The following is a 23,318-nucleotide window of genomic DNA, read 5'->3' on the forward strand; positions in this document are numbered from 1 at the left end:
ATCCATAAGTTAGGTTAGCCTAACCTTACTTGCTCTCCACGGAAGGTGACGATCCCGATGCCCGATTCCCCGACGGCACCCGCCCTTCGGAACTCCCCGGACGGCGGCGCGGCCGGCCCGGGCGCCCAAGCCCCGGCGCACGACGCCGCCTGGAAGGCCGACGCGTACGCGGCCGAGAACTCCGGGCAGTACGCGACCGCCATGGAGGCCCTGGCCCTCGCCGGCGCGCACCTGCACTCCGGCGGGCGCTTCGCCGACGTCGGCTGCGGCACCGGAGAGATCGCCGCGGCGATGGCGGAGCGGCACTTCTCGGTGGCCGCCAGCGACGGCTCGCTGTCGATGGTCGAGGCCACCCGCCGCCGCTGCGCCGGCCTGGACGTCGTGGCCGAGCATCAGGACGCGCACGAACTCAAGCTTCCCGAGGACGAGTTCGACGTCGTGCACTCGTCCTGGATGCTGCACTGGCTGCGCGACCCGGCCACCGCCCTGCAGGCCATGGCCCGCGCGGTGCGCCCCGGCGGGCAGCTCGTGCTCCAGTGGAGCTTCGGGCAGCCGGCCGATGCCGGGTTCCCGATGCGCGACGTCCTCGACGAGGTCGTCGCCCGCCCCGCGTGGCGGGCCCGCCTGGCCGCGACGCCGCTCGCGATGTACCACCACCCCGTCGAGCAGGTCCGCGCCGCACTGGCCGCCCAAGGGCTGGAAATCCTGCTGGAGGAAAGGGACATCGTCGTCCCGGGCGGCCGCGACCCGGAGTCGCTGCGCAAGGTCACCCGCACGACGGCGTTCTCCGCGCAGGCCGACGTCCTCGGCGACGACGCCGACGCCTTCATCGACGAGGCCCTGCACGCGCTGTTCGCATCGGGGCATGCCAACGTCCACAACACCCGCCTGATAGCCCGCCGCCCCGAGAGCGGCGACGCCGCGGAGGACGCCCAAGCCCCGGCGCTGGTCCGCCCGTTCCCGCAGGCGGTCGGCATCTTGGAAGTGGTCGCCACCGAGTCGCTGACCCCGCTGATGCGCCGCATCGTGCTGCGCGGCGAGAGCCTGGCCGGCATGACCGTCGACCAGCCCGGCGAGATCGTCACCCTCATCTGGCCCGCCGAAGGGCACCGCGAGATCGAGCTGCCCGAACCCGGCAAGTGGCGTTTCGCGGGCGGGCGCAGCCAGCACACCCGCAATTTCACCGTCCGCCGCCACGACGCGGCCAACCGCCTGCTGACCATCGACTTCTTCCTGCACGGCGAGCACGGACGGGCCGCCCGGTGGGCCGCGGCTGCCCGGCCCGGCGACACCGTCGGCTTCGGCGGCAGCCGCGTGCACTGGACGCCCGACCCCGCCGCCCGGTGGACGCTGCTCGTCGGCGACGAGACCGCCCTTCCCGCGATGTCCGCCATCATCGCCACGCTCCCGGACGGCCACCCCGTCCTCGCCGTGGCCGAGGTCCGCGACCGCGCCGAGCGCCCCGCCTTCGAGGCGGGCACGGCGCGGGTCTTCTGGATCCACCGGGACGAGCGCGAACCGGGCGTGGGGCGGGCGTTGGAGGACGCCGTGCGCGGTCTCACCCTCCCGGCCGGCCCCGGCCAGGTGTGGGGCGCCGGCGAATCGCTGGCCGTGCAGAGCCTGCGGCGCCACCTGACCGCGGAACGCGGGCTGCCGAAGAGCGCGGTCAGCGTGCTGGGTTACTGGAACCGTCCGCGGGGGTCGGCCGCATCCTGACCTGCGGGCCCGCCGCACTGCGTCGGCGCGGCGGGCCTCACGCGGTCTTGCGGTGCAGCCCGATCACCGCCGCCAAGTAGCAGCCGCCCAGCGCCGCGGTCACCACGCCGACCGGCAACTTGGCGCCGGGGAACAGCTGTTGCGTGAGTATGTCGGCGCCCAGCAGCAGCACCGCACCGGTCAGCGCGGACGCCCACAGCGACAGGCCCGACCGGGTGAACCGGGCGGCGATCTGCGGTGCGGCGAGCGCGACGAAGGCGATCGGACCCGCGGCCGCGACCGCCCCCGAGGCCAGCCCCACCCCGGCGAACAGCGCGGCGAGCCGCACCCGTTCGACCGGCACCCCGAGTCCGCGCGCGACGTCGTCGCCGAGTTCGAGCAGCCGCAGCGCCGGGCCGAGCACCGCCAGCAGCGGCAGCAGCAGCGCGGCGGCCGCGCCGGCCGTCGCCACGTGGTCCCAGCCGCGGCCGTTGAGCGATCCGGCCAGCCATTCGGCCGTGGGCGCCACATCGGTGACCTTCGCGCGCGCGAGCAGGTACGACGTGGCCGCGGTCAGCATCGCGGCCAGCGCCACGCCGACGACCACCAGGCGGTTCCCGGCAAGGCCGTCCCGCCGGGTCAGCGCGTACACCGCGAGCCCGGTGAGCAGGCCGCCGGCCAGCGCGCCGCCCGCGACCGCGCGCGTCCCGCCGCCGAAGACCAGGATCTGCGCCGCCGCGCCCGCCGAGGCGCCCGCGGTGAACCCGATGACGTCGGGGCTGGCCAGCGGATTGCGGCCCGCGCTCTGGAAGACCATGCCGGACGCCCCCAGGCACATCCCGGCCAGCAGCCCGGTGAACACCCGCGGCATGCGCACCTCTTGCACGAGGAACACGGTCGCGAAGTCGCCCCCGCCGCCCACGATGACCCGGAGGACGTCGTCCGCGGGCAGGTCCGACGCGCCCCCGACGAACAGCCCGGTCGCGGCAAGCCCGAGTACCAGCACCGCAAGCACGGACACGGCCAGCACCGCCCGCACGCGCAGCCGCGCCGAGACGCCCCACCGGTCGACGTGCACCGCCCACCGGCCGGACGCGCCCCGCGACACCAGACCGCGCGCAGGCCTCGGATGCGTCCGCTCGGGCGCCGGGGCGGTCATCGGGCGAGTCCGGGGGCACGCCGGGTCAGCGCGATCAGGACCGGCCCGCCCAGGAACGCGCAGACCACGCCGACCTGCACCTCGCCGGGCCGGGCGAGCACCCGGCCCGCGACGTCGGACGCGAGCAGCAGCAGCGGGGCCAGCAGCACCGACCACGCCATCACCCGCCGCTGGTCGGCACCCGCGAAGCGCCGCGCCAGGTGCGGGGCGACCAGTCCCACGAACGACAGCGGCCCGGCCGCCGCGGTCGCCGCGCCGCACAGCAGCACGACCGCGACCAGCGCCAGCCCCCGGACCAGTCCGGGACGCGTGCCCAGGGCGCGCGCCGCGTCCTCCCCCAGAGCCAGGGCGTTCAACGGCCGGGTCAGCGCGAAGGCCATCAGCAGCCCGGTGGCGATCGGCAGCCACACCGCGGCCAGGACGCCCGTCTCGCGGCCCGCGAGCGAGCCCACCGCCCAGAACCGGAACCGGTCCAGCGCGATCGGGTCGAGCAGGATCATGGCCTGGACCAGCGCGAGTGCGGCGGCCGACACCGCGGCGCCGGCCAGCACCAGGCGGACCGGCGTCGCTGCGGTGCGCCGCCCGGTGCCCAGTGCGTACACCAGCACCGTGGCGGCCGCGGCACCGAGGAACGCCCAGCGCAGCTGCGCCGCGGTGGAGTTGTCGGCGAGCGCCGAGAAACCGGCCGCCATGGCGAGCGCGGCACCGGCGTTGACACCGAGAAGTCCCGGATCCGCCAGCGGATTCCGGGTGACCGCCTGCATCAGCGCGCCCGCGGCACCGAGCGCCGCACCGACCAGCATGCCGAGCAGGGTGCGCGGCAGCCGCAGGTCGTGCACGACGGCGGCGTCGGTGGAGGTGTCCCGGTCGACCAGCAGCGACCAGACCCGGTCCAGCGGGATCGACCGCGCGCCGACCGCGATGCTGAGCGCCGCGGCGAGCGCGAGGAGCAGCAACGCCGTTGCCAGGGCCGCCGCTTGGCGGCGGCCGCGGAGCCCGGGTGGGGCCTTGGGGGCATCCCCCGGGGCCCCGGGGGCCGCGCGGCTCTCGGCCGGCGGCCCCGGGGCCGGAGCGGTGGCGGTCATCGCGCGGCGGCGCCCGGGCGCAGGCGGGCGCGCTGCTCCGCCAGGAATGCCAGGACGTGGGCGACCACGGCTGCTTCCTCGGCCATCAGGTAGAAGTGCTCGCCGGGGAAGACCCGGACTCCGCGGAAGTCGTCCGCGGCGTCCGCCCAGCGGGCGGCATCTGCACCGGGCACGCCGGGGTCGCGGTCGCCGTGCACGACGCTCAGCGGGACCGCGGTGCGCAGCCCCGGCTCGGGGAGGTAGCGGCCGACCAGCCGGAAGTCCGCCCGGAAGGCCGGCAGCACGAACTCGCGGGCCTCCGGGTCGTCCAGGAACTCCGCCGGTGTTCCGCCGAGTTCGCGCAGGTGCTCGATGATCCCGGCGTCGTCGAGATCGGCCACGTGGGACGGTGTCTCGCGCTGCCGGGCCGGGCTCGGGCGGCCGGACACCACCAGGCCGGCCGCGGGGGTGCCGGAGGCTTCGAGGCGTACCGCGGTCTCGAGGGCGACCGAGGCGCCCATGCTGTGCCCGAACAGCACGGTGGGCCGGTCCAGGCGCGGCGCGAGGACGGTGTGCACGGCGTCGGCGAGCCGCCCCATGTCGGTGATCGGCTCCTCGCCGATCCGCCGTTCGCGCCCCGGGTAGGTGACGATCTGCACCTCGATGTCGGCGGGCACCCGGTCGCACCAGCCGCGGTAGAACCCCGGTGAAGCGCCGGCCGGTCCGAAGCAGACGATCCGGCCGAGCGGGGCGGCGACCGGGCGGTAGCGGCGCAGCCAGGGCGTGGCCTGCAGGCCGCCGACGGACGTGGCGGCGGAAGCGCCCGCCCCGGCCGGGGTGATGGGCTCAGGCATGGGCGGCACCCGTCTCGTCCGCGGCGGCCGGGACCGCCTGCTGCCGGTCGTCGGCGACCGCCGACCCGGCACCGGCCATGGTGCCGTCCCCGCCGAGGAGTTGCTCGTCGAGTTCCTCGTCCGTCATCGCCTCGATCTCCAGGAAGATCTCGGCGACCTGGTCGAGCCGCCCGGGCTGCGGGTCGCGGGCGGCGAGCGCCGCGGCGAGCCGTCCGACGGTGAGGGCGGACAGGACGTCGTGGATGCTCACGTCGTCAGTATCCAGGGCCTCGCGCAGCCGCCCGGTGATGACCGTGGCCAGCACCGAGTCGCCGCCCAGCAGGAAGTAGTCCTCGTCGGCGCCGACCGCGTCGGCCTTGAGCACCTGGGCCCAGACCAGCGCGACGGCCTTCTCCAGCGGGGTCGCGGGCTTGGTGTGCCCGCCGGTGGCGGCGCGGGCCTCGGCGAGTGCGGCGAGTGCCCGCCGGTCGACCTTGCCGTTGGCGGTGAGCGGGAGTTCGCCGGTGACCACGATCCGGTCCGGCACCATGTGGGCGGGCAGGCGCAGGGCGACGTGCGCGGCGATGTCCGCCTCGGAGGGTGCGTCGCCGTCGGCGGCCACCACCACGGCGCCGAGCCGCGGTGCCGCGCCTCCGCGGACGACCAGGGCGGTGGCGTGCCGGACGCCGGGGTGCTCGGCGAGGGCGGCCTCGACTTCGCCGAGTTCGATGCGGAACCCGCGGATCTTGACCTGGTCGTCGGCGCGGCCGAGGAACTCCAGGGTGCCGTCCGGCCAGCAGCGGGCCCGGTCGCCGGTGCGGTACCAGCGGACGCCGTCCACCGCGACGAAGCGGTCCGCGGTGCGCTCGGGGTCGGCGCGGTAGCCGTCCGCGACGCCCGCACCGCCGATCCACAGTTCGCCGGCCACCCAGTCGGGGCAGTCGCGGCCCTGCGCGTCGACCACGCGGCAGCGCACGTTGCGCAGCGGGGTGCCGTACGGGACGCTCGTCCATCCGCCGGGCACCGCCCCGGCGTGCACTTCCTGGATCGTGGAGTGGATGGCGGTCTCGGTGGTGCCGCCCAGGCCGAGGAACCGGCAGCCGGGGACCTGCGCGTGCAGCCGCGGCGGCAGGTCGACGCCGACCCAGTCGCCGCCCAGCAGCACGGCCCGCAGCGTGCTGCCCAGGGGGTTGTGCTCCCCGGCGGTGAGGAGCATGTCGAGGAGGCTGGGCACGCAGTTGAGCACGGTGACGTGCCGGTCGCGTACGAGGCCGGCCCACGCCGGGGCGTCCTTGCGGGTGGCCTCGTCGACGGTGACGACGGCTCCGCCCGCCGAGAGCGGCGCGAAGATGTCGAAGACGGACAGGTCGAAGTCGAGTGCGGACAGCGCGAGTGTGCGGTCGGCGGGGCCGAGTCCGAGGCGTTCGGCGAGGTCGTCGATGGTGTTGGCGGCGGCCCGGTGGGATACCTCGACGCCCTTGGGTTCGCCGGTCGAGCCGGAGGTGAACAGGACGTACGCCACGTCGGCGGGGTCGGCCTCGATCGGCGCGGCGAGCGGTTCGGGCCAGGCGGCGGCGTCCGCGAAGGCGAGCGCTGCCGGGTCGTCGGCATCCGCGTCCGTGCCGAGGACCGCGGTGACGCCGGCGCGGACGCGGATGCGGGAGACGCGCGCGGCGGGTTGCTCGATGCCGATCGGCACGTAGTGGCCGCCTGCCGCGAGGACGCCGAGGACCGCGGCGATCTGGTCGGGGCCCTTGGGCAGCCGGATCGCGACCGCGTCGCCGGGCTCGACGCCGCGGTCCCGCAGGGCTCCGGCGATGCGCAGCGCCCGGTCGGCGAGCGCGCCGTACGTCGCCGCGGTGGTTGCCCCGGCCCCGGCGGCGATCACCGCGGGAGCGTCGGGTGCGGCGGCCGCGCGGGCGAAGAAGCCGTGGTGCAGCGGGTGTTGCGGCAGCGGCCCGTCGGTGCGGTTCGCGGTCTCGCGGACTTCGCGCTGCACGGCCGGGAGGAGCGCCGGGATGGTGCGGTCCCAGGCGCTGCCGTCCGCGACGGTGCCGATCAGTTCGACGAACGCCGCGAACATCGCCTCGGCGACGCCGTCCGGGAACGCGGTCCGGCGGACGTCCCAGTTGACCAGCAGGCCGCCGTGCAGCTCGGTGATCTGGGCGTCGAGGACGACCTGCGGTCCCTGGGAGACGATGTGCACGGGTTCGCCGAGGACCTTCTCGACCTGCGCGCCGAAGAGTTCGCCGAGGTCGAGGGCGCTGGTGAAGACCACGGGGGCGAGGACCTGGGCGCCGTTCTCGCGGGACAGGTCGCGGAGTACCTCGACACCCGAGTAGGAGGCGTGCGCGGCGGCTTCGTGCATGCGGCTCTGGACCTGGCGGGTGCGCTCGGCGAAGCCGGCCGGCCGGGTCACGTCGACGTCGAGGAGCACGGACCCGGTGAAGTCGCCGACCAGGCGGTCGACGTCCGGGTGCAGCGGCTGCCGGTCGAACATCGGGACGTTGAGCAGGAAGCGGGGTTCGGCACTCCAGCCGCCGAGGATCTCGGCGAACGCGGTGGCGACGGTGACCGCGGGGGTGACGGCGTGCCGCCGGGCCTGCGCGGTGAGCCGGGTGCGCTGCTCGGGGTCCAGCCAGTGGTGCAGCCGGATCACCCGGCGCGGGTCGCCGCCCTGGGCGTCGGGGCGGGCCGGGAGGTCGGGGGCGCCGGGGAGTTCGCCGAGGCGGGCGCGCCACCAGTCGGCGTCCTGGCTGCGGGCGGGCCGGGCGCGGCGGTCGGCGAGGTACTGGGCGTACTGGTAGCCGAGCGGGGCGAGCGGCTGCGCGGGGTCCTCGTAGAGGCGGACGAGGTCGGCGAGGAGGGTGCGGTAGCTGCGGGCGTCGGCGGCGAGCATGTCGACGTCGACGTGCACGCGGGTGCGGCCGTGCGGGAGCAGCGTGACGCGGACGTCGATCATCTGCCCGCCCTCGACGTCGAGGAGCTGGTGGGAGAGCTGCTCGCGCAGTTCCGCGGTGCGGGTCTGGGCTTCGTGCTCGCCCGCGTCGCGCAGGTCGAGGACGGGGAGTTCGGTGCCGTGCCGCCAGGGCTCGACGATCTGGCGTCCGTCGTCCAGGATCCGGGCGCGCAGCATGTGGTGGTGCTCGGCGAGGGCGGCGACCGCGATGCCGAGCCGGGCGGGGTCGACGTCGCGGCCGTCGAACTCGGTGTAGAGGTGCGCGGCGACCGCGCCGAGGGTCTGGGTGCCGCCGCGGCCGACCCAGTAGGCGTGCTGCATGAGGGCGAGTCCGAACGGCTGGTCGTCCGCGGTGGCCGGTGCGGGCGGCGCCGCCGGCGCACCGGGTACGGCCGGTGCTCCGGCGCCGGGCAGCAGGTCGGCCCAGTCCCCCAGACGCGGTCGGCGGGCCAGGTCGGCGAACCCGATGTCCAGGCCGGCGCGGCGGCAGCGGTCGGCGATCTGCATCAGCTTGAGCGAGTCGAGGCCGAGTTCGATCAGGTCGTCGCCGTCGCCGGGGGTCCCGGCTTCGGGTCCGAGCAGGCCGGTGGTGAGGTGCCTCAGGTCATCGATGGTCAGCATCCGAGCGGAGCCTTTCGCGGTGTCGCGGGCGGACGGGACGGGCGGTCAGGTGGTGGCGGGCGCGTCGGCGCCCTCGGGGCCGCGGCTCTCGGCGAGCGCGGCGAGGGTGGCCGGGGTGCGGTTCGCGAACAGGTCGCGGACGCCGAACCCGACACCCGCCTCGCGGGCCGCGCGCATGAGGCGGACCGCGGCGAGGCTGTCGCCGCCGGATTCGAAGAAGTCGTCGTCGGCGCCGACTTCGGGCACGCCGAGGATGTCGGCGAACACCGCGCACAGCACCTTCTCCGCGGGCGTCGCGGGCGCGCGGCCGGCCCCGGGGGCGGCCGCGGCGGGGGCGGGCAGCGCCTTGCGGTCGAGCTTGCCGTTCGGCATGAGCGGCAGTTCGGAGAGCGCGACGATCGCGGCGGGGACCATGTGCTCGGGCAGTTCCTGCGCGACGCGCCGGCGGGCTTGGGCGGGGTCGAACGGATCGGTCCCGACGACGACGTAGCCGATGAGGCGGCGCACGCCGGGGCGGTCCTCGCGGGCGACGACGGCTGCGGGGCGCCCGTCGGCGGCGCGCCGCAACGCGGCCTCGACCTCGCCGGGTTCGACCCGGAAGCCGCGGATCTTCACCTGGTCGTCGGTGCGACCAAGGAACTCCAGGAGCCCGTCGGGGCGGCGGCGGACCAGGTCGCCGGTGCGGTACATGCGGTCGCCGGGCGGGCCGTGTGGGTTGGCCGCGAAGCGTTCGGCGGTCAGCTCGGGGCGGTCCAGGTAGCCGCGGGCGAGCCCGGCTCCGGCGATGTGCAACTCGCCGGGCACGCCGGGCGGTACGAGCTGCCCGGCGGCGTCGAGGACGAGCGCGCGGCCGCCCGCGACCGGGCGTCCGACGCACGGCGCAGTGCCGGGGACGGCCCGGGCAATGAGGCTGTCCACGGTCGCCTCGGTGGGTCCGTACAGGTTGAACGCGGCGGTCTCGGGGAGTGCGCCGAGCCGGTCCCACAGCGCGGGCGGGACGGCTTCGCCGCCGAAGCCGAGGACCGCGGGCAGCGGGGCGCCGAGGGCCTGGAGGCGGTGCAGGGTCTCGTCGAGCAGCGAGGGGGTGAGTTCGATGAAGTCGAGTGCCCGGTCGCGGATCTCGCCGGCGAGCCGGTCGGGGTCGGCGTAGGTCTCGTAGTCCAGGACGTGTACGCAGTGCCCGTCGAGGAGCCACAGCTGCGGCTGCCAGGAGGCGTCGAAGGAGAAGGACCAGGCGTGGCCGACGTGCAGGCGTTCGCGGCCGGTGCGCTCGCGGGCGGTGCGGTGCAGGTCCTCGCGGTGGCTGTGGAAGAGGTTGGCCAGGCCTTCGTGCGGGATGACGACGCCCTTGGGGCGCCCGGTCGAGCCGGAGGTGTAGATGACGAACACGGGATGGTGCGGACGCAGCGGTGCGCGGCGCTCGGTGTCGCCGACGGGTGCGCCGGATTGCGCGGCGATGCGCTTCTCGGTTGCGGGGGAACCGAGTTCGAGGCGCGCGGTGCCGTCGGGCGCGGGCGGGACGCCGACGCCGGGGGCGGTGATCAGCGCGGTGGGGCGGGCGTCGGCGAGGACGTGGGCGAGGTGGTCGTCCGGGTAGTCGGGGTCGAGCGGGACGTAGGCGCCGCCCGCAGTGAGCACCGCGAGGATCGCGGCCATGGTGTCGGCGGAGCGGGGCAGCGCGATGCCGACCAGGGCCTCGGGGCCGACGCCTTCGGCGATGAGGACGCGGGCGAGGCGGTTCACGCGGTCGGCAAGCTGCCCGAAGGTCAGCACGGTGTCGCGGTGCGCGACGGCGGGGGCGTCCGGGTCGCGGCGTACCTGGGCCTCGAACAGGTCGGTCACCACGCCGGGTTCGCCGATGCGGGCAGGGCCGTGGCCTTGCACCAGGTCGCGCTCGTCGTCGAGCAGCATGTCGAGCAGGTGCAGCGGCGTGTCGGGGGCTTCGACGGCCTGTGCGAGGAGGTTCTCCAGGCGCTGCATGAGGCGGCGCACGGTCTCGTCGCGGAACAGCGAGGTGCGGTAGGTGGCCTCGATGGCGAAGGCGGCCTCGCCTTCGGCGCCGAGCAGGAACGCCTCGAAGGACAGGTCGAGTTGCGCGGTGCCGTTGTGGAACGTCTCCCAGGTGATGTCGAGCCCGGGCAGGGTCGGGCCGTCCATGCCCTGGGTGAGGAAGACGACGGTGGTGTCGAAGAGCGGCGAGCGGTCCAGGCGGCGCTGCACGCCGAGTTCGTCGAGGAGCTGGTCGAAGGGGACGTCCTGGTGGGCGTAGGCGCCGGAGCAGGAGGCGCGGACGCGGCCGAGGAGTTCGCGGAAGGTCGGCCGGCCGGTGAGGTCCATGCGCAGCGCGAGGGTGTTGCCGAGGTTGCCCATGATGCCGGTCAGGTCCGCGTGGTCGCGGTTGAGGGTGGGCGTGCCGATGGCGAACTCCTCGGCGCCGGTGTAGCGGTGCAGCAGGGCAGCGAGTCCGGCGACGAGGGCCATGAAGGGGGTGGCCTTCTCGGCGGCCGCGAGGGCGAGGAGCCGGGAGGTGGGGGCGGCGGCGATGCGGTGGGTGTGCCGGGCGCCGTCGCTGTCGGCGTCGGCGCGGCGTTCGAAGTCGGTGGGGAGTTCGACGCGGCCGGGTTCGGGGGTGAGGCGCTCGCGCCAGTACGCCGTCTGGGCGCGGTCCGGTTCCTGCTCCCATCGGGTGCGGTGCCAGGCGGCGAAGTCGGCATAGCTCACCGGGGGTTGCGGTGCGGGTGCGGCGCCGTCGAGTTCGGCGCGGTAGGCGTCCTCGAGTTCGCGGGAGAGCACGCCGAAGGTCATGCCGTCCCAGGCGATGTGCTGGACGGACATGATCAGGACGTGCCGGGCGCCGGCGAGGCGGGCCGCGACCAGCCGCAGCGGGCTGTCGGCGGTGAGGTCGAAGGGCTCGCGTCCGGTGGCGCGGGCGAGGGCGGCGAGTTCGTCCTCCTGCGCGGCGCCCGCCAGGTGGGTGAGGTCGGCGTCGCGCCAGGAGGGCCGGAGGTCGTCGAGGACGACCTGGTACGGGCTGCCGTCCGGGTCCACGCGGTACACCGTGCGCAGGACTTCCTGCCGGACCGCGACGCGGTCGAAGGCGCGGCGCAGCAGGTCCGGGGCGAGCGGGCCGTAGATGCGCAGCATGATGCAGACGTTGAAGGCGGCGCCGGCGGGGTCGACCTGGTGGGTGAACCACATGCGCTGCTGGGCGAAGGACAGCGGGGTGGCGGCGCCGGCGGGCCGGGCGGGTATGGATGCGCGGCCGGCGGCGCGGGCGACGCCGCGCTCTTCGAGCAGCCGCTGCAGCAGGGCGCGCTTTCGCTCGGCGGCGCCGGGCGCGGGCGCGGTGGCGGCGTCGGGACTCATCACGGCTCCTTGGGAGGTGCGGGGCGGCGGGCGCCGGGGCGCGGCGGGCCGGTCCCGGGCGGCGGGCGGGCGGCCCGGGACCGGCGGCGGATCAGGAGGGGCTCAGCGGATTCGGCGGATCAGGAGGCGCCGAGCGCCATTTCGAGCTTGGGCAGGATCTGGTCGATCGCCCATTCGACGTTGAGCACGCCGGGCGAGATGAGCGCGAAGGCCTGCGCGGAGTCGACGGTGATGTAGCGGCCTTCCTTGACCGCGGGGATGTTCGAGAAGACCGCGTTGGCCTCGAAGGTCTTCTGCGCGTCGGCGGACGGGAAGAACATCACGACGAGTCCGGCGTCGATCGTGTCGAGGCGCTCGGCGCTGACCTCGCGCTTGGCGCCCAGCGCGGTGACCTTGGGGTCGAGTTGCAGGCCGAACGCGGCGAACATGCGGGCGGACGCCTCGTTCGGGTCGGTGACCGTGGGGATCTGGGCGAGCGAGCCGCCTTGCGTGAAGGTGAACGTCTTGCCGTTCCACGACGGGTGCTTGGCGCGGATCTCGGCGAACTTGGCCTCGACCCGGGCGATCGCCGCGGCGGCTTCCTTCTCGGTGCCCAGGGCCTTGCCGATGAGCTGGGTCTGCTGCTGCCAGGTGTCCTGGAACGCGGCGGCGCCCTCGTAGGTGATGACCGGCGCGATCTTGGAGAGCTTCGCGTAGTCGTCGGCGGCGGCGCGGTGCTGCCCGGCCAGGATCAGGTCGGGCTTGAGCGCGGCGATCTGCTCGATGTCGACCTTGTTGGCCTCGATCAGCGTGGGCTTCTTGCCGTTCAGCTTGGGGACGATCCACGGGTCGATGCCGTCGGGGGCGCCGACCGCCTTGGGCATGCCGACGGGGACGACGCCGGAGGCGATGGCGGCGTCCGCGGTGCCGGTGGGGAACCCGACGGTGACGATGCGCTCGGGGCGCCTGGGGATCACCACGTCGCCGAGGGCCGTCTTGACGGTCCGCGGGAAGGCCGCCGCGGTCTCGGTGCCCGGTGCGCCGGACGACGGGCTGCCCGCGGCGGGCACTGCGGTCTTGGGGTCGTCGGCCTCCGAGCAGCCGGCCGCCAGCAGCGCGGCGGCCACCGCGACCACGACGAGGGGTCTGCGGCGGTGCCGGCCGAAACGCGGCGCCGGTGCGGCGTTCCGGTCGGAGGGGAGAGAGGACATGGGCATGGTGAGCTCCGGGCAGGCAGGGGAAGCGAGGAGTAAATTAGGTTAGCCTAACCTAACTTACTCCTCGCGAACAGCCGCCTGCCCGGAGGTCGATCCACCGATGAGCGACACCTACTCCCCCGCCCTGCCCCTCAGTTCGGGACTCACGCCCTGGCCGCCGGAGACCGCAGCCCGGTACCGGGCATCCGGATACTGGGACGGCCGGACGCTGGGAGGCCTGCTGCGGGACTGGACCGCGGCGTACGGCCCCCGGCTCGCCGTCGTGGGCGGCGGCACCCGCCTGACGTACCGTCAACTCGACGAGCGGGCCGACCGCATGGCGGCCGGGCTGGCCGACCTGGGCATCGCGCCCGGCGACCGGGTCCTGGTCCAGCTGCCCAACGTGCCTGCGTTCCCGGTGCTGTTCTTCGCGCTGGCCCGACTCGGCGCGGTCCCGGTGCTCACCCTCCCCGCGCACCGCATCACCGAGATCGGACACCTCGCCCGGCTGAGCGGAGCGGTCGCGTACGTGATCGCCGACGAGGCCGCCGGCTTCGACTACCGCACGCTCGCCGGCCAGGTGCGGGAGCAGGCCCCGGAACTGAGCCATGTCCTGGTCGCGGGCGACCCCGGCCCGTACCGCGCCCTGGAGTCCGTGGACGCCGAACCGCGCGCGCACCGCGAGCCCGACTCCGGCGACGTCGCCCTGCTGCTCGTCTCGGGCGGCACCACCGGCGTGCCCAAGCTCATCCCGCGCACCCACGACGACTATGGCTACAACGCCCGCGCCAGCGCCGAAGCCTGCGAACTCGATGCCGGCACGGTCTATTTGGCGGCCCTGCCGATCGCGCACAACTTCCCACTGGCCTGCCCGGGCATGCTCGGGACGCTCGCGGTCGGCGGCACCGTCGTGCTCGCCCCCTCCCCTGCCCCGGACGCCGCCTTCCCGCTGATCGCGGCCGAACGCGTCACCCACACGGCCCTCGTACCGCCGCTGATCCCCCTGTGGCTGGGCACCGCCGAATGGGACGACACCGATCTGTCCAGCCTGCGCGTCCTGCAGGCCGGCGGCTCCAAACTGTCCGCCGAGGTCGCCCGCGAGGTGCCCAGGCAATTGGGCTGCGTGGTCCAGCAGGTCTTCGGCATGGCCGAGGGCCTGCTGAACTACACCCGTTCCGACGATCCCGCCGACATCGTCGAGACCACGCAGGGCCGTCCGCTCAGCGGCGACGACGAACTCCGCATCGTGGACGCGGAAGGCCGCGACGTCGCTCCCGGCGAGACCGGTGAACTCCTGGTCCGCGGCCCCTACACGCTGCGCGGCTACTACCGCGCACCCGAGGTCAACGCGACCGCGTTCACCGCCGACGGCTACTACTGCTCGGGCGACCTGGCCCGGCAGCTGCCCTCGGGGCACCTGGTCGTGGAGGGGCGGGTCAAGGACACCATCGACCGCCACGGCGAGAGCGTCTCCGCCGAAGAGGTCGAAACCCACGTACGCGCCCATCCCGCGATCGCCGCCTGCGCGGCCGTCGGCCTCACCGACCCGGCGCGCGGCGAGCAGATCTGCGCGGTCGTCGTCCCGGCCGCCGGCGCCGCGGCTCCCACGCTCCCCGAACTGCGCGCGTTCCTCATCGCCCGGGGCGTGGCGGCCTTCAAACTCCCCGACCGCATCGCCGCGGTCGGGGAGTTCCCGCTGACCGCCATCGGCAAGGTCGACAAGCGCGCCCTGACCGCACGGCTTGCCGCCCCCGCGGACTGACCGGCTCTCGAAACGCGTGTGCGGCCTGCTCCACCACACAGGTGGGGCAGGCCGCACAGGCATCGGCGGGCGGGTCGGCGATCAGGCCAGGGGCGCCGGCGGGCGGCCGTCCCGGTCGCCGGACGGAGCGTCCACGCCCGCGCCGAGGGCCGGGCTGCCGCGGTGTTCGCAGACGGAGGCGAGGATCTCGCCGGCGCGTACCGCGATGTTGGACAGGAGCGTGGAGCCGAGCCCGTGGGTGTGCTCGGTCGCGCCCTGGAGGTAGATGCCGGCGCCGACGTGCTGCTCGGTCGCCACGCGGTAGTCGCGGCCGACCCGCGGCTGCCCGGTGGTGTCGCGGAGGCAGGCGTCGGCCTCGCCGGCGAGGAGGGTGAGAGCGTCGCCGGGGCGGTAGCCGGTGGCGTACACGACGACGTCGGCGGCGAGCGTCTCGGTCTTGCCGGTGGGCAGGAACTCGATGTCGACGTCGGCGCCTTCGCGGCGGGCCCGGATCTCGGCGACCCGGCTGGCGTGGCGGATGAACAGGCGCCGCTCGCCGAGCACGTCCTCTTCGTACACGCGCCGGTACAGGTCCGTGATGAGGTCGCCGTCGACGACCGAGTAGTTCGTGTTGCGGTGGTACGCGGTCAGCAGCTGCTTGACGTCCTCAGGGGCCTCGAAGTACTGGTCCACGGCCTCGGGGTCGAAGATGCGGTTGGCGAACGGGCTGTCGTCCGCGGGGGCGTAGCCGTACCGGGCGAAGACCGCGTGCACCTCGGCTCCGGGGAAGCGGCGGTGCAGGTAGTCCGCGGCCTCGGCGGCGCTCTGGCCGGAGCCGACCACGACGGCGGTGCGAACCGTGGTGGGGTCGGTGGCCGCGACGTCGGGGACCAGGGTCGCGCTGTGCCATACGCGTTCCGACCGGGTGACGCCGTCCGGCAGGCGCGGGCTGAGCCCGGGGGCGAGCACGACGTTGCGGGTGCGGTGGCGGCGCTCCGGCTCGCCGTCCTCGCGGGGCGCCACGACCACGTCGAACGCGGTGACGTGGCCGTCCGCCAGGACCGGTTCCACGGCGATCACTCGGGCGTCGTAGCGGACGAGGTGGCCCAGGCGCCCGGCGGCCCATTCGAGGTACGCGTGGAACTGGGCGCGCAGCGGGAAGAGCGCCTTGTGGTTGATGAAGTCGATCAGCCGGCCGGTGCCGTGCAGGTACGACACGAAGCTGAAGTCGCTGGTCGGGTTGCGGACCGTGGCGAGGTCCTTGAGGAAGGACACCTGCATGGTCGCGCCGTCCACCAGCATGCCCCGGTGCCAGCCGAACTCCGGCTGATTCTCCAGGAACATCGCCTCGACGCGCCGGGGCCCGGCGCTCGCGTTGTACTCCTCGACGGCGACGGCGAGCGCCAGGTTCGAGGGGCCGAATCCGACGCCTATGAGGTCGTACACGGTTGTCTCCGCCACCTTCGTATCGGTCGGGACCAGCAGGAAAGCGGGCAGGCCGGACTGCGGCCCGTCGAGACCGGCCATGCCGGCACGCCCGCCCTGAAACTAAGGTTAGGCTAACCTAACTTTATTGCGACTGTCACCCGTCACGGGGCATACGGGGTCCGGGGAGGCCGCCGCGGCCGGACCGGGCGACGATGGCAGAGACGACGGGCAAGGCCGGTGAAGACGCGAGAAGCGCCGTGGGCCCCCCCCCCCGCCGGCGGGGGGGGGACCGGGCGCCCAACCGCCGGGGGGATCGGGGCTGCGAGCTGCGGACCGGTCCCGGGGAGTCGACCCGGTCGCGGGTGCCGGTGAGCCATGCGGAGGCGACCGCGGCGGCGAAGGCCGCGACGGTGTCGTCGGTGTCCGGCGGCGTCTCGCCGTCGCCCGAGTCCCGTGCGGAGTCGGCCGCGACGATGTCCGCGGCCACCGCGGCCTCGGGTCGCTCGTCCACGGCGCCGGCCTCGGGGCCCGCCCCGAGCTGCGACTCCCAGGGCGCCGAACCCGTCTGGCGCAGCAGGCCGATCACGTCCGCGGCGACGGGCGGCGGGTCGGTCCAGCACGAGGCGTGCTCGTAGAGCACCTGCCCGGCGGCCCGCTCGCGCAGGGAGCGCTGCGTGTCCTCGTCGAGGTCGCCGATCCGGTACGCCACGACAAGCGTGCCGCCGCGGCCCGGCTCGTACGGGACGGCCGGCAGGCCGAGCACCTCGGCCGCGGCGAGGCCCATGATGCGGGCGCCCCGCTCGTCGGGCAGCGACACCGCGGAAGGCGTGCGGCCGGCCGCGGCGAGGATCAGCCGCAGCCGTGCCAGGCCGGACCGGCAGGACGCGAAGGAGTCCTGCTGGAAGGCGTACCGGCCGGTCATGCCCTGCGCGAAGCCGAACGGCGAGAGCTCCGCGAGGATGCCGCCGGTGAGGGTGAACTGCCAGCCGCGCAGGTCGGTTTCGTCCAGTCCTCCGGCCCGCTGCGCGGCATCGGCGCGGACCAGCATGCGCTGCAGGCGGCCGTGCGCCCAGGACCACTTGTCGTCGCCGGGTGCGTCCAGGGCCGCGAACGCGCGGCGTGCGCGGTCCGCGTCGCCGGCCAGCAGGCGGTTGTAGGCGACCAGGTAGCGTTCCGGCCAGTCGGGCAGGTCGGGCCCGGCATCATCCAGAAGGTCCGCCGCGTCGCGGTGCCGATGCGTGTTCTCGTAGGCCGCGCCGAGTTCGGCGCGGGCCGCGCGGGAGTCGGGCACCAGGCGCACGGCCTCGCGCAGCGCGGGGATCGCGGCGAAGGCGATGCCGTGTTCCAGGCACGCGTAGCCGAAGTCGTACAGCCGCTGCGGCTCGCCGGGCTCCGCGGCCAGGCCGCGCCCGGCCTCGTCGAGTTCGGCGAATCCGGCCGCGTCGGCGGCTTTGGCGACCACTTTCGCCAGGTCGGGGAGGGGGATCTGCTCTGCGGTGAAGCGCAGGTGCCGCATGACCCCGCCGATGTCACCTGCTTCGACCAACTGCCATGCAGTGTCCAGTTCTGTAGTCATCGGCACGAGCTTCCGCGAACCCGTGCACCGCCCGCAACCGGAATTCCGCCCGTGCGGCGGCCGCCGAGGTGCTCGGCTTCGCTGGCGGCGTGCTGCGGCCTGCGGGCTGTATGTTGAGCCGGTGACCGGGGTGAAGTCGGGTGGCGCAGGCGCGGCGGGGGGCCGCCGGATCCGCGGGTTGGACGCCGAGGAGCGGCGCGCCCGGCGGCGGGACGATCTGCTGGACGCGGCGCTGGAGTTGTTCTCCGCGCAGGGCTACCAGGACACCTCGATCGAGCAGATCTGCAAGCAGGCGTACGTGGGGACCAAGAGCTTCTACGAGGTCTTCACGGCCAAAGAGGCCCTGTACCTGGCACTGCTCGACCGCATCGTCGCGGACGTCACCGCGCGCCTCACCGCCGCCCTCGACGCGCTCGCCGACGACGAGGACGAGACGCAGGCCGCGCGCTCGCTGATCCGCCAGTTCGCGGACGCCTTCGTGGACGATGTGCGGGTGGCCCGCGTGACGTTCGGCGAGGGCCGCGCGGTCACCCCGCTGGCCGAGGTGCACCGGCGGACGAACCGCCGGTGGGCGGCGGGCTTCGTGGAGACGGTGTGGGCCCGGCTCGGCGTCGCGACCGGGCCGCACGCGCACATGGTGGCGATGGGCCTGATCGGCGGGCTGTTCGACATCATCGCGGACTGGCTGCTGGACGCCGACACCGCGCGCCCCGCCGACCGCGCCGCGCTCCAGGACGGCCTGGACCACTTCTACCTGGTGGTCAGTTCCGGCCTCGGCGCCCGCTGACACTTCGCCGTCCCCGCCGCCGCGGCAAGCCCGTTCGGGGTGGCTGCATCCGTACGGCCGCTTTTGGAAACGATGCCTTGTTTGAAACAAGAGCCCGTGCTCTACTTCCGGGTAACATAACCGCGAACCTGGAGTAGCCCGATGGCCAAGCTCCGTACGTTCCTGGCACTTCTGCTCTTGTCGGTCGTCGCATCGACCGGCCTCACCGCGTCCGCCGGCGCCGCCGCGCCGCCGAGTTCGGGGTGGAACGACTGGTCCTGCCGCCCCAGCGCCGCGCACCCGGAACCCGTAGTGCTCGTCCACGGGCTCGGCGCCAACGGCTGGGACAACTTCCTGACGCTCGCCCCGACGCTCAAGTCGGAGGGGTACTGCGTCTACTCCGAGACGTACGGCAGGACCGTGCTCGGCGGCCTGGCCGGCGGGCTCGCGCCGATGACCGAAAGCGCGGCCGAACTGGCCGCGTTCGTCGACCGCGTGCAGGCGGCGACCGGCGCGGACAAGGTCGACATCGTCGGCCACTCGGAGGGCACTACCGTCCCCGCGTACTACATGAAGTACCTGGGCGGCGCTGCCGAGGTCGACGACTTCGTCGGCTTCGGCTCGAACTTCCGCGGCACCTCGCTCAACGGCCTGGCGACGCTCGCCGCAGCCCTGGGACTCCAGGACCTGCTGACCGGCGTCGGCTGCGGGGCGTGCACCGACTACCTGCCGGGCTCGGCCTTCCTGGCCAAGCTCAACGACGGACCGGTCGCGGTGCCGGGGCCGACCTACACCAGCATCGTGACCCGCTACGACACCGTCGTCACCCCGTACACCAGCGGCCTGCTCGCCCCGGCCGCCAACGTCACCAACATCGTGCTCCAGGACAAGTGCGGCTGGGACTTCGCCGGCCACCTCGGCCTGGCCATCGACCCGAACGTGGCCCAGCTCGTCCTCAACCGTCTCGACCCGGCCGGCTCCGAGCCCTTCCGCTGCCGCTTCTTCTCGACCGTCGGCATCTGACCCGGAGCATGCGTCGGCGGGCCCGGCGCCGTGGCAGTCCACGGCGCTGGGCCCGCCCACCGCCTGCCCGCTTGCCGCCGAAAATGCGTTGACGCCCCGGGAAGGCGGCTTGCTACCCTCCACGGGTTCCTGCTGCTTCGTACTGGGCCTCGCGCCCTGGAAATGAGTGTCCATGAACCGGTCCGCGCCGAGTGCGCCTCGCGGTTCCGCGTAACCTTCCCGCCGTCCGACGACGTTCCGGGCCTTCCGACGAGGCCGCTCGGCCTGCTCTTGCTGTCGTGACCGACTTCCCAGCAAGGAGCACCGGGTGTCCAACCGCACCACCACGTCTTCCCGTACTTCCGGCTCCGGCCTCGGCACCTTCGCCTGCGCATGGTGCCGTTCGACCGTGCCCGCGCACGCTGCCGACGGCGCGCCGCGCAACCACTGCCCGGCCTGCCTGCAGTCCCGCCATGTCCTCGACCACGTCGAGGGCGGCCGGAGCGACTGCGCGGGACGCATGTCCCCGATCGCCGTCGCCGTGCATGCGAGCGGCGACTGGACGGTGATCCACCGGTGCGTGCGCTGCGACGAGCTCACCTCGAACCCGGTGTGCGCCGACGACAACCAGCTCGTCCTGATGCGCATGGCGGTCCGCCCGCTCGCCCAACCTCCTTTCCCGCTCGAAGCGTTCGGCGCCCTCTGAGCGCCCGTCCGGGAAGGAGCGGCATCGTGGCACGCAACAACGGCAACAGCAGCAGCAAGGGCGGACGGCGGCGGCCGCAGCGGTACAAGGACGTCCTGCACGCCCGCGGCGGGCACCGGGCCGCGGACTTCCGGTGCGTCGCGTGCCGGCTCGACGTACCGCTCGACGCGCCCGGCACCGCGCACCGCAACCACTGCCCGAACTGCCTGGCCAGCCTGCACGTCGACCGCAAGATCCCGGGCGACCGGGACGCGGACTGCCGCGGCCGCATGCAGGCGCTCTGCATGTCGGTCCGCGGCGACGGCGAATGGATGATCATCCACCTCTGCGCGTCGTGCGGCGAGCTCAGCGCCAACCGCATCGCGGGGGACGACAATCCGCTCGCGCTGGTGCGCCTGGCCCTCCGGCCGCTCGCCGATCGGGGGTACGCCGCGCGGGCCTTGCTCGCCCTCGGGAGAGCCGAGGGCGAGCAAGAGCCCGACTCCGGGCGTACCCGCGTCAGAGCTCCTCGGCCCGGTTGAGCGCCTCGGCGATCATGCGGGTGGCGAACTCGCGGTCGTCGGTGATGCGGTTGATCATCTCGGCGAGCAGGAAGGCGGTGACCTCCAGCGGGTTCATCTCGGCCGGGGTCCAGGAACCGTACTGCCGTCGCCACAGGTTCGGGCTGAGCCCCGTCCCTGCGGCGACGAGCAGGCCGGCCATGGTCGGCACCGCCTCGGGGGTCACGCTCTTGGTCATCATGCGCATGGTCGCGACGAGGTTCGGCACGACGACTTCGATCACGTCCTGGTCGTGGTCCTCGTACGCGGCGCGCAGCCACTGCATGTACATGTAGATCAGCGTGCACGTGCCGTCGAGCAGCGCCTCGGCCTCCAGCGGGCCGACGGAGGCGATGAACTGGTCGAAGAGGGCCCGCTGTTCGGGGTCCATGTCGGTGTTGCCGTCGTAGACGGACTTGAGCCGGGCATCGGTCATCATCAGGGCCGTCCCCACATCGCCGGCCGGGGCGAAGCGGGGATCGCAAGGCGACGACGACATGCTGCCTCCTCACCTGGCCGCGGCAGAGTTGCCGGGCATGTGCGTACGGTAGACGCCTTATGGACTGCAGTCCGACAAATCCCCGCTGATTGCCCGGACTTGACCCTTGTTCACCCGTGCGGGCGGCCGCGGCGCGCTGCCCGCACGGTTCCGGGTACGCGGGCTTCGCGCGGTCCACAGAAGTGCCGCGGCCGTCGTCGCCAGTGCGGCCGGGAGCCAGCGCCACGCGCTGTGCGGGAGCGCGCCTGCCGCCAACCCGGCCAGTGCGCCGGCGAGTTGCAGGGAAAGCGACTGCACGGACAGCGCGGTGGCACGCACCGAGCCGGTGACGCGGCGATGCAGGATGTCGTTCTCGTTGGGGCCTGCCGCGCCGAGTCCGAGGTAGACGAGGCCGTACCCGAGGGCCGCGAGGACCGCAGCCGGGGCGGACGCAGCCGGGGCGGCGGCGGTCGCGGCGAGCAGCAGCAGTCCGCATGTGACGACGGCGAAGCCCAGCACGACCGCCCGGCGGCCGCTGCCGGCCAGGCGTGCGGCAGCGGGGGCGAGGTGGCTGCCGAGCGCGGAGCAGAGGAACCCGGCGCAGGCCAGCGCGGCGAAGAGCACCGCGCCGGAGCCGGGCGTACCGGCGAAGGCGGCGGCCCGTCCCGGGGCGAGGAGTTCGACGGTGGCCAGCGCGCAGCCCGCGGCGGCCGCACCGAGGAGCACCCGGCGTACGAGCACGTCGCTTCCGGCGAGCCGGAGTCCGTCGGCGACCGCTGCCGGGACGCCGCGCAGCACGTCGCGCAGGACCGCGGGCGGCCGGGGCGGCTCGGGTAGTGCGGCCAGGACGTAGAGCACGAAGGCGACTTCGAGCAGTGCGCCCAGAAGCAGCGGGACGGACAGCGGAAGGACGATGCCGGAAGTCGCGCCGCTCAGGCGGGCGCCGAGGTCGGGGCCGACGCCCAGCAGCCAGGGGACGGCACCGCCGAGCGCGGTGCCGGCCGCGAGTGCGGCGGACGCCGCTGCGGAGCCGCGGGCCAGCCCGGTGCGCAGGTCGGCGCCAGGGCCGGAGTGGGCGTGCACGGTCTCGACGTACCAGGCTTCGGCCGGGCCGCTGGCCAGCGCGCGGCCCGCGCCCATGAGGGCCATGCCGAGGGCGAGCATCCAGGCGTGGGTGCCGAGGGCCTGGAGGGTGAGCGCGGCCAGGTTCAGCAGTCCGGCGGCGGCCAGGACGGCACGGCGTCCCAGCACGTCGGAGAGTCCCCCGGTGGGGAGTTCGAGAACCGCGGCAGTGAGGGAGTGCGCGGCGACGAAGCCGGCGATGGCGGTCAGGGCCATGCCGCGCTCGGTGAAGAGCAGCACCATCGGGGCGATGGCAAGCCCGACCGGGAGCCACAGCAGGACTGCGGCGAGGGCGTAGCGGCGGCGGGCGGTGCGCGGGTCGAGTGGTCTGTTCATGGGTGCGGGCCGGGCTGTCGGTTCACGGATGTCGGTCGGTTCATCGGTTCACCGGTGCTGGGCGGTGTCGGGTCCGACGGCCTCTTCGGTGTCGGGTTCGGCGGCCTCGCCGGATTCCGGACCGTCGCCGGCCTCGCGCGGTGCGAGCGGGAGCCCGGCAGCGAGCAGCATGACGTGCCGGGCGCGGGGGTCGGCTGCGTCGCGGGCGGTCAGTTCCGCGAGCTTGGCGTCGACGGCGTCCCAGAGTTCGGCGAGCGATTCGGGGGTCAGGCGCGGCATCAGGTCGCTGATCCCGGACGGCTCCACCCACGCGGCGTCCAGTTGCCCGCCGGCCATGTCGACCTCGTGCCGGGCCAGGGATTCGCGCAGGTGCGCGAGCTGGGCCTGCCGCGTCACGGAGACGTACGCGCGGCTGGCCTCGGTGGCCTCCATGGCGGTGTTGCTCCAGGACGTCACGGCGTGCGCCGCCTGCCAGCGGCGCTCGCGCCCGTCGCGGTGCTCGGCCTCGGTGATGAAGGCGTACTTGGCGAGCACCCGCAGGTGGTAGCTCGCCGACGCGGACGACTCCCCTGTGCGCACGGCCAGCTCGCTCGCGGTCGCCGGGCCGTCCTGGCGCAGCATGCCCAGCAGGCGGATGCGCAGCGGGTGCGTCAGCGCCTTGAGGGCGGCCGCATCGTGGGCTGGGTCGAGTACGCGCTCAGGACGTGCGTCGGTCATACCGGCAGGCTAGGCGGCATCCGCCCACTTTGCAA

The 23,318-nt window shown here is 74.4% G+C and carries 17 protein-coding genes; 6 read left to right on the top strand and 11 right to left on the bottom strand.

Translation table 11 applies throughout. From position 1 onward, the window contains the following. The first annotated feature begins 57 nt into the window (after positions 1-57). A complete protein-coding gene (locus tag LZ495_RS40850) occupies positions 58-1,716 on the top strand; it encodes an SIP domain-containing protein (RefSeq protein WP_235058309.1) in 1,659 nt (552 codons plus the stop codon). A 37-nt stretch (positions 1,717-1,753) separates the two neighbouring features. On the opposite strand, the gene LZ495_RS40855 is transcribed toward LZ495_RS40850, so the two are convergent. The 6 genes from LZ495_RS40855 to LZ495_RS40880 form a co-directional block, all read right to left on the bottom strand. Beyond that, positions 1,754-2,854 (bottom strand): FecCD family ABC transporter permease, encoded by a 1,101-nt coding sequence (locus LZ495_RS40855; RefSeq protein WP_235058310.1) that lies wholly within the window; start codon positions 2,852-2,854, stop codon positions 1,754-1,756. Then, positions 2,851-3,939, bottom strand: coding sequence for a FecCD family ABC transporter permease (locus LZ495_RS40860; protein WP_235058311.1), 1,089 nt, complete (start codon positions 3,937-3,939; stop codon positions 2,851-2,853). The genes LZ495_RS40855 and LZ495_RS40860 overlap by 4 nt, the downstream gene beginning before the upstream one ends. Next, positions 3,936-4,772, bottom strand: coding sequence for a thioesterase II family protein (locus tag LZ495_RS40865; RefSeq protein WP_235058312.1), 837 nt, complete (start codon positions 4,770-4,772; stop codon positions 3,936-3,938). The genes LZ495_RS40860 and LZ495_RS40865 overlap by 4 nt, the downstream gene beginning before the upstream one ends. Beyond that, positions 4,765-8,331 (bottom strand): non-ribosomal peptide synthetase, encoded by a 3,567-nt coding sequence (locus LZ495_RS40870; protein WP_235058313.1) that lies wholly within the window; start codon positions 8,329-8,331, stop codon positions 4,765-4,767. Before LZ495_RS40870 ends, LZ495_RS40865 begins: the two co-directional genes overlap by 8 nt. A gap of 45 nt (positions 8,332-8,376) precedes the next feature. Beyond that, positions 8,377-11,697: a non-ribosomal peptide synthetase gene (locus LZ495_RS40875; protein WP_235058314.1), complete on the bottom strand. Its 3,321-nt coding sequence runs from the start codon at positions 11,695-11,697 to the stop codon at positions 8,377-8,379. Positions 11,698-11,816: 119 nt separating this feature from the next. Then, on the bottom strand, positions 11,817-12,893 hold the full coding sequence (locus LZ495_RS40880) for an iron-siderophore ABC transporter substrate-binding protein (protein ID WP_235058315.1): 1,077 nt from the start codon (positions 12,891-12,893) through the stop codon (positions 11,817-11,819). A 100-nt stretch (positions 12,894-12,993) separates the two neighbouring features. Between LZ495_RS40880 and LZ495_RS40885 the strand changes: the two genes are divergently transcribed. After that, positions 12,994-14,634 carry a (2,3-dihydroxybenzoyl)adenylate synthase gene (locus LZ495_RS40885; RefSeq protein ID WP_235058316.1) on the top strand — a complete coding sequence of 547 codons (1,641 nt, stop codon included), beginning with the start codon at positions 12,994-12,996 and terminating at the stop codon, positions 14,632-14,634. An 81-nt stretch (positions 14,635-14,715) separates the two neighbouring features. Here the strand turns inward: LZ495_RS40885 and LZ495_RS40890 are convergent, their stop codons facing one another. Further along, positions 14,716-16,140, bottom strand: a complete 1,425-nt coding sequence (locus tag LZ495_RS40890; RefSeq protein ID WP_235058317.1) for a lysine N(6)-hydroxylase/L-ornithine N(5)-oxygenase family protein — start codon at positions 16,138-16,140, stop codon at positions 14,716-14,718. 55 nt (positions 16,141-16,195) lie between these two features. After that, a complete protein-coding gene (locus tag LZ495_RS40895) occupies positions 16,196-17,617 on the bottom strand; it encodes a hypothetical protein (RefSeq protein ID WP_235058318.1) in 1,422 nt (473 codons plus the stop codon). A 121-nt stretch (positions 17,618-17,738) separates the two neighbouring features. Between LZ495_RS40895 and LZ495_RS40900 the strand changes: the two genes are divergently transcribed. The 4 genes from LZ495_RS40900 to LZ495_RS40915 all read left to right on the top strand — a co-directional run bounded on the left by LZ495_RS40900 (position 17,739) and on the right by LZ495_RS40915 (position 20,612). After that, positions 17,739-18,404: a TetR/AcrR family transcriptional regulator gene (locus LZ495_RS40900; RefSeq protein ID WP_235058319.1), complete on the top strand. Its 666-nt coding sequence runs from the start codon at positions 17,739-17,741 to the stop codon at positions 18,402-18,404. 141 nt (positions 18,405-18,545) lie between these two features. Continuing rightward, a complete protein-coding gene (locus LZ495_RS40905; protein WP_235058320.1) occupies positions 18,546-19,406 on the top strand; it encodes a lipase family alpha/beta hydrolase in 861 nt (286 codons plus the stop codon). 307 nt (positions 19,407-19,713) lie between these two features. Continuing rightward, positions 19,714-20,091: an RNHCP domain-containing protein gene (locus LZ495_RS40910; RefSeq protein WP_235058321.1), complete on the top strand. Its 378-nt coding sequence runs from the start codon at positions 19,714-19,716 to the stop codon at positions 20,089-20,091. Positions 20,092-20,117: 26 nt separating this feature from the next. Next, a complete protein-coding gene (locus LZ495_RS40915; protein ID WP_235058322.1) occupies positions 20,118-20,612 on the top strand; it encodes an RNHCP domain-containing protein in 495 nt (164 codons plus the stop codon). Here the strand turns inward: LZ495_RS40915 and LZ495_RS40920 are convergent. The 3 genes from LZ495_RS40920 to LZ495_RS40930 are packed head-to-tail and all read right to left on the bottom strand — an operon-like array spanning position 20,590 to position 23,283. Next, a complete protein-coding gene (locus LZ495_RS40920) occupies positions 20,590-21,129 on the bottom strand; it encodes a hypothetical protein (protein WP_235058323.1) in 540 nt (179 codons plus the stop codon). The two genes, LZ495_RS40915 and LZ495_RS40920, sit on opposite strands and share 23 nt — an antisense overlap. Before the next feature lie 57 nt (positions 21,130-21,186). After that, complete coding sequence (locus LZ495_RS40925) at positions 21,187-22,566, bottom strand: MFS transporter (protein ID WP_235058324.1); 1,380 nt, start codon at positions 22,564-22,566, stop codon at positions 21,187-21,189. Between the two features lie 48 nt (positions 22,567-22,614). Next, positions 22,615-23,283, bottom strand: coding sequence for an ArsR/SmtB family transcription factor (locus tag LZ495_RS40930; protein ID WP_235058325.1), 669 nt, complete (start codon positions 23,281-23,283; stop codon positions 22,615-22,617). Positions 23,284-23,318: the final 35 nt, after the last annotated feature.

The sequence above is a fragment of the Yinghuangia soli genome (genome assembly GCF_021502675.1).
Taxonomy (GTDB): domain Bacteria; phylum Actinomycetota; class Actinomycetes; order Streptomycetales; family Streptomycetaceae; genus Yinghuangia; species Yinghuangia soli.

Coding starts and splice junctions, on each gene's coding strand:
- LZ495_RS40850 (WP_235058309.1), top strand. CDS start 58: ATGCCCGATTCCCCGACGGCACCCGCCCTTCGGAACTCCCCGGACGGC.
- LZ495_RS40855 (WP_235058310.1), bottom strand. CDS start 2,854: ATGACCGCCCCGGCGCCCGAGCGGACGCATCCGAGGCCTGCGCGCGGT.
- LZ495_RS40860 (WP_235058311.1), bottom strand. CDS start 3,939: ATGACCGCCACCGCTCCGGCCCCGGGGCCGCCGGCCGAGAGCCGCGCG.
- LZ495_RS40865 (WP_235058312.1), bottom strand. CDS start 4,772: ATGCCTGAGCCCATCACCCCGGCCGGGGCGGGCGCTTCCGCCGCCACG.
- LZ495_RS40870 (WP_235058313.1), bottom strand. CDS start 8,331: ATGCTGACCATCGATGACCTGAGGCACCTCACCACCGGCCTGCTCGGA.
- LZ495_RS40875 (WP_235058314.1), bottom strand. CDS start 11,697: ATGAGTCCCGACGCCGCCACCGCGCCCGCGCCCGGCGCCGCCGAGCGA.
- LZ495_RS40880 (WP_235058315.1), bottom strand. CDS start 12,893: ATGCCCATGTCCTCTCTCCCCTCCGACCGGAACGCCGCACCGGCGCCG.
- LZ495_RS40885 (WP_235058316.1), top strand. CDS start 12,994: ATGAGCGACACCTACTCCCCCGCCCTGCCCCTCAGTTCGGGACTCACG.
- LZ495_RS40890 (WP_235058317.1), bottom strand. CDS start 16,140: ATGGCCGGTCTCGACGGGCCGCAGTCCGGCCTGCCCGCTTTCCTGCTG.
- LZ495_RS40895 (WP_235058318.1), bottom strand. CDS start 17,617: ATGACTACAGAACTGGACACTGCATGGCAGTTGGTCGAAGCAGGTGAC.
- LZ495_RS40905 (WP_235058320.1), top strand. CDS start 18,546: ATGGCCAAGCTCCGTACGTTCCTGGCACTTCTGCTCTTGTCGGTCGTC.
- LZ495_RS40920 (WP_235058323.1), bottom strand. CDS start 21,129: ATGTCGTCGTCGCCTTGCGATCCCCGCTTCGCCCCGGCCGGCGATGTG.
- LZ495_RS40925 (WP_235058324.1), bottom strand. CDS start 22,566: ATGAACAGACCACTCGACCCGCGCACCGCCCGCCGCCGCTACGCCCTC.
- LZ495_RS40930 (WP_235058325.1), bottom strand. CDS start 23,283: ATGACCGACGCACGTCCTGAGCGCGTACTCGACCCAGCCCACGATGCG.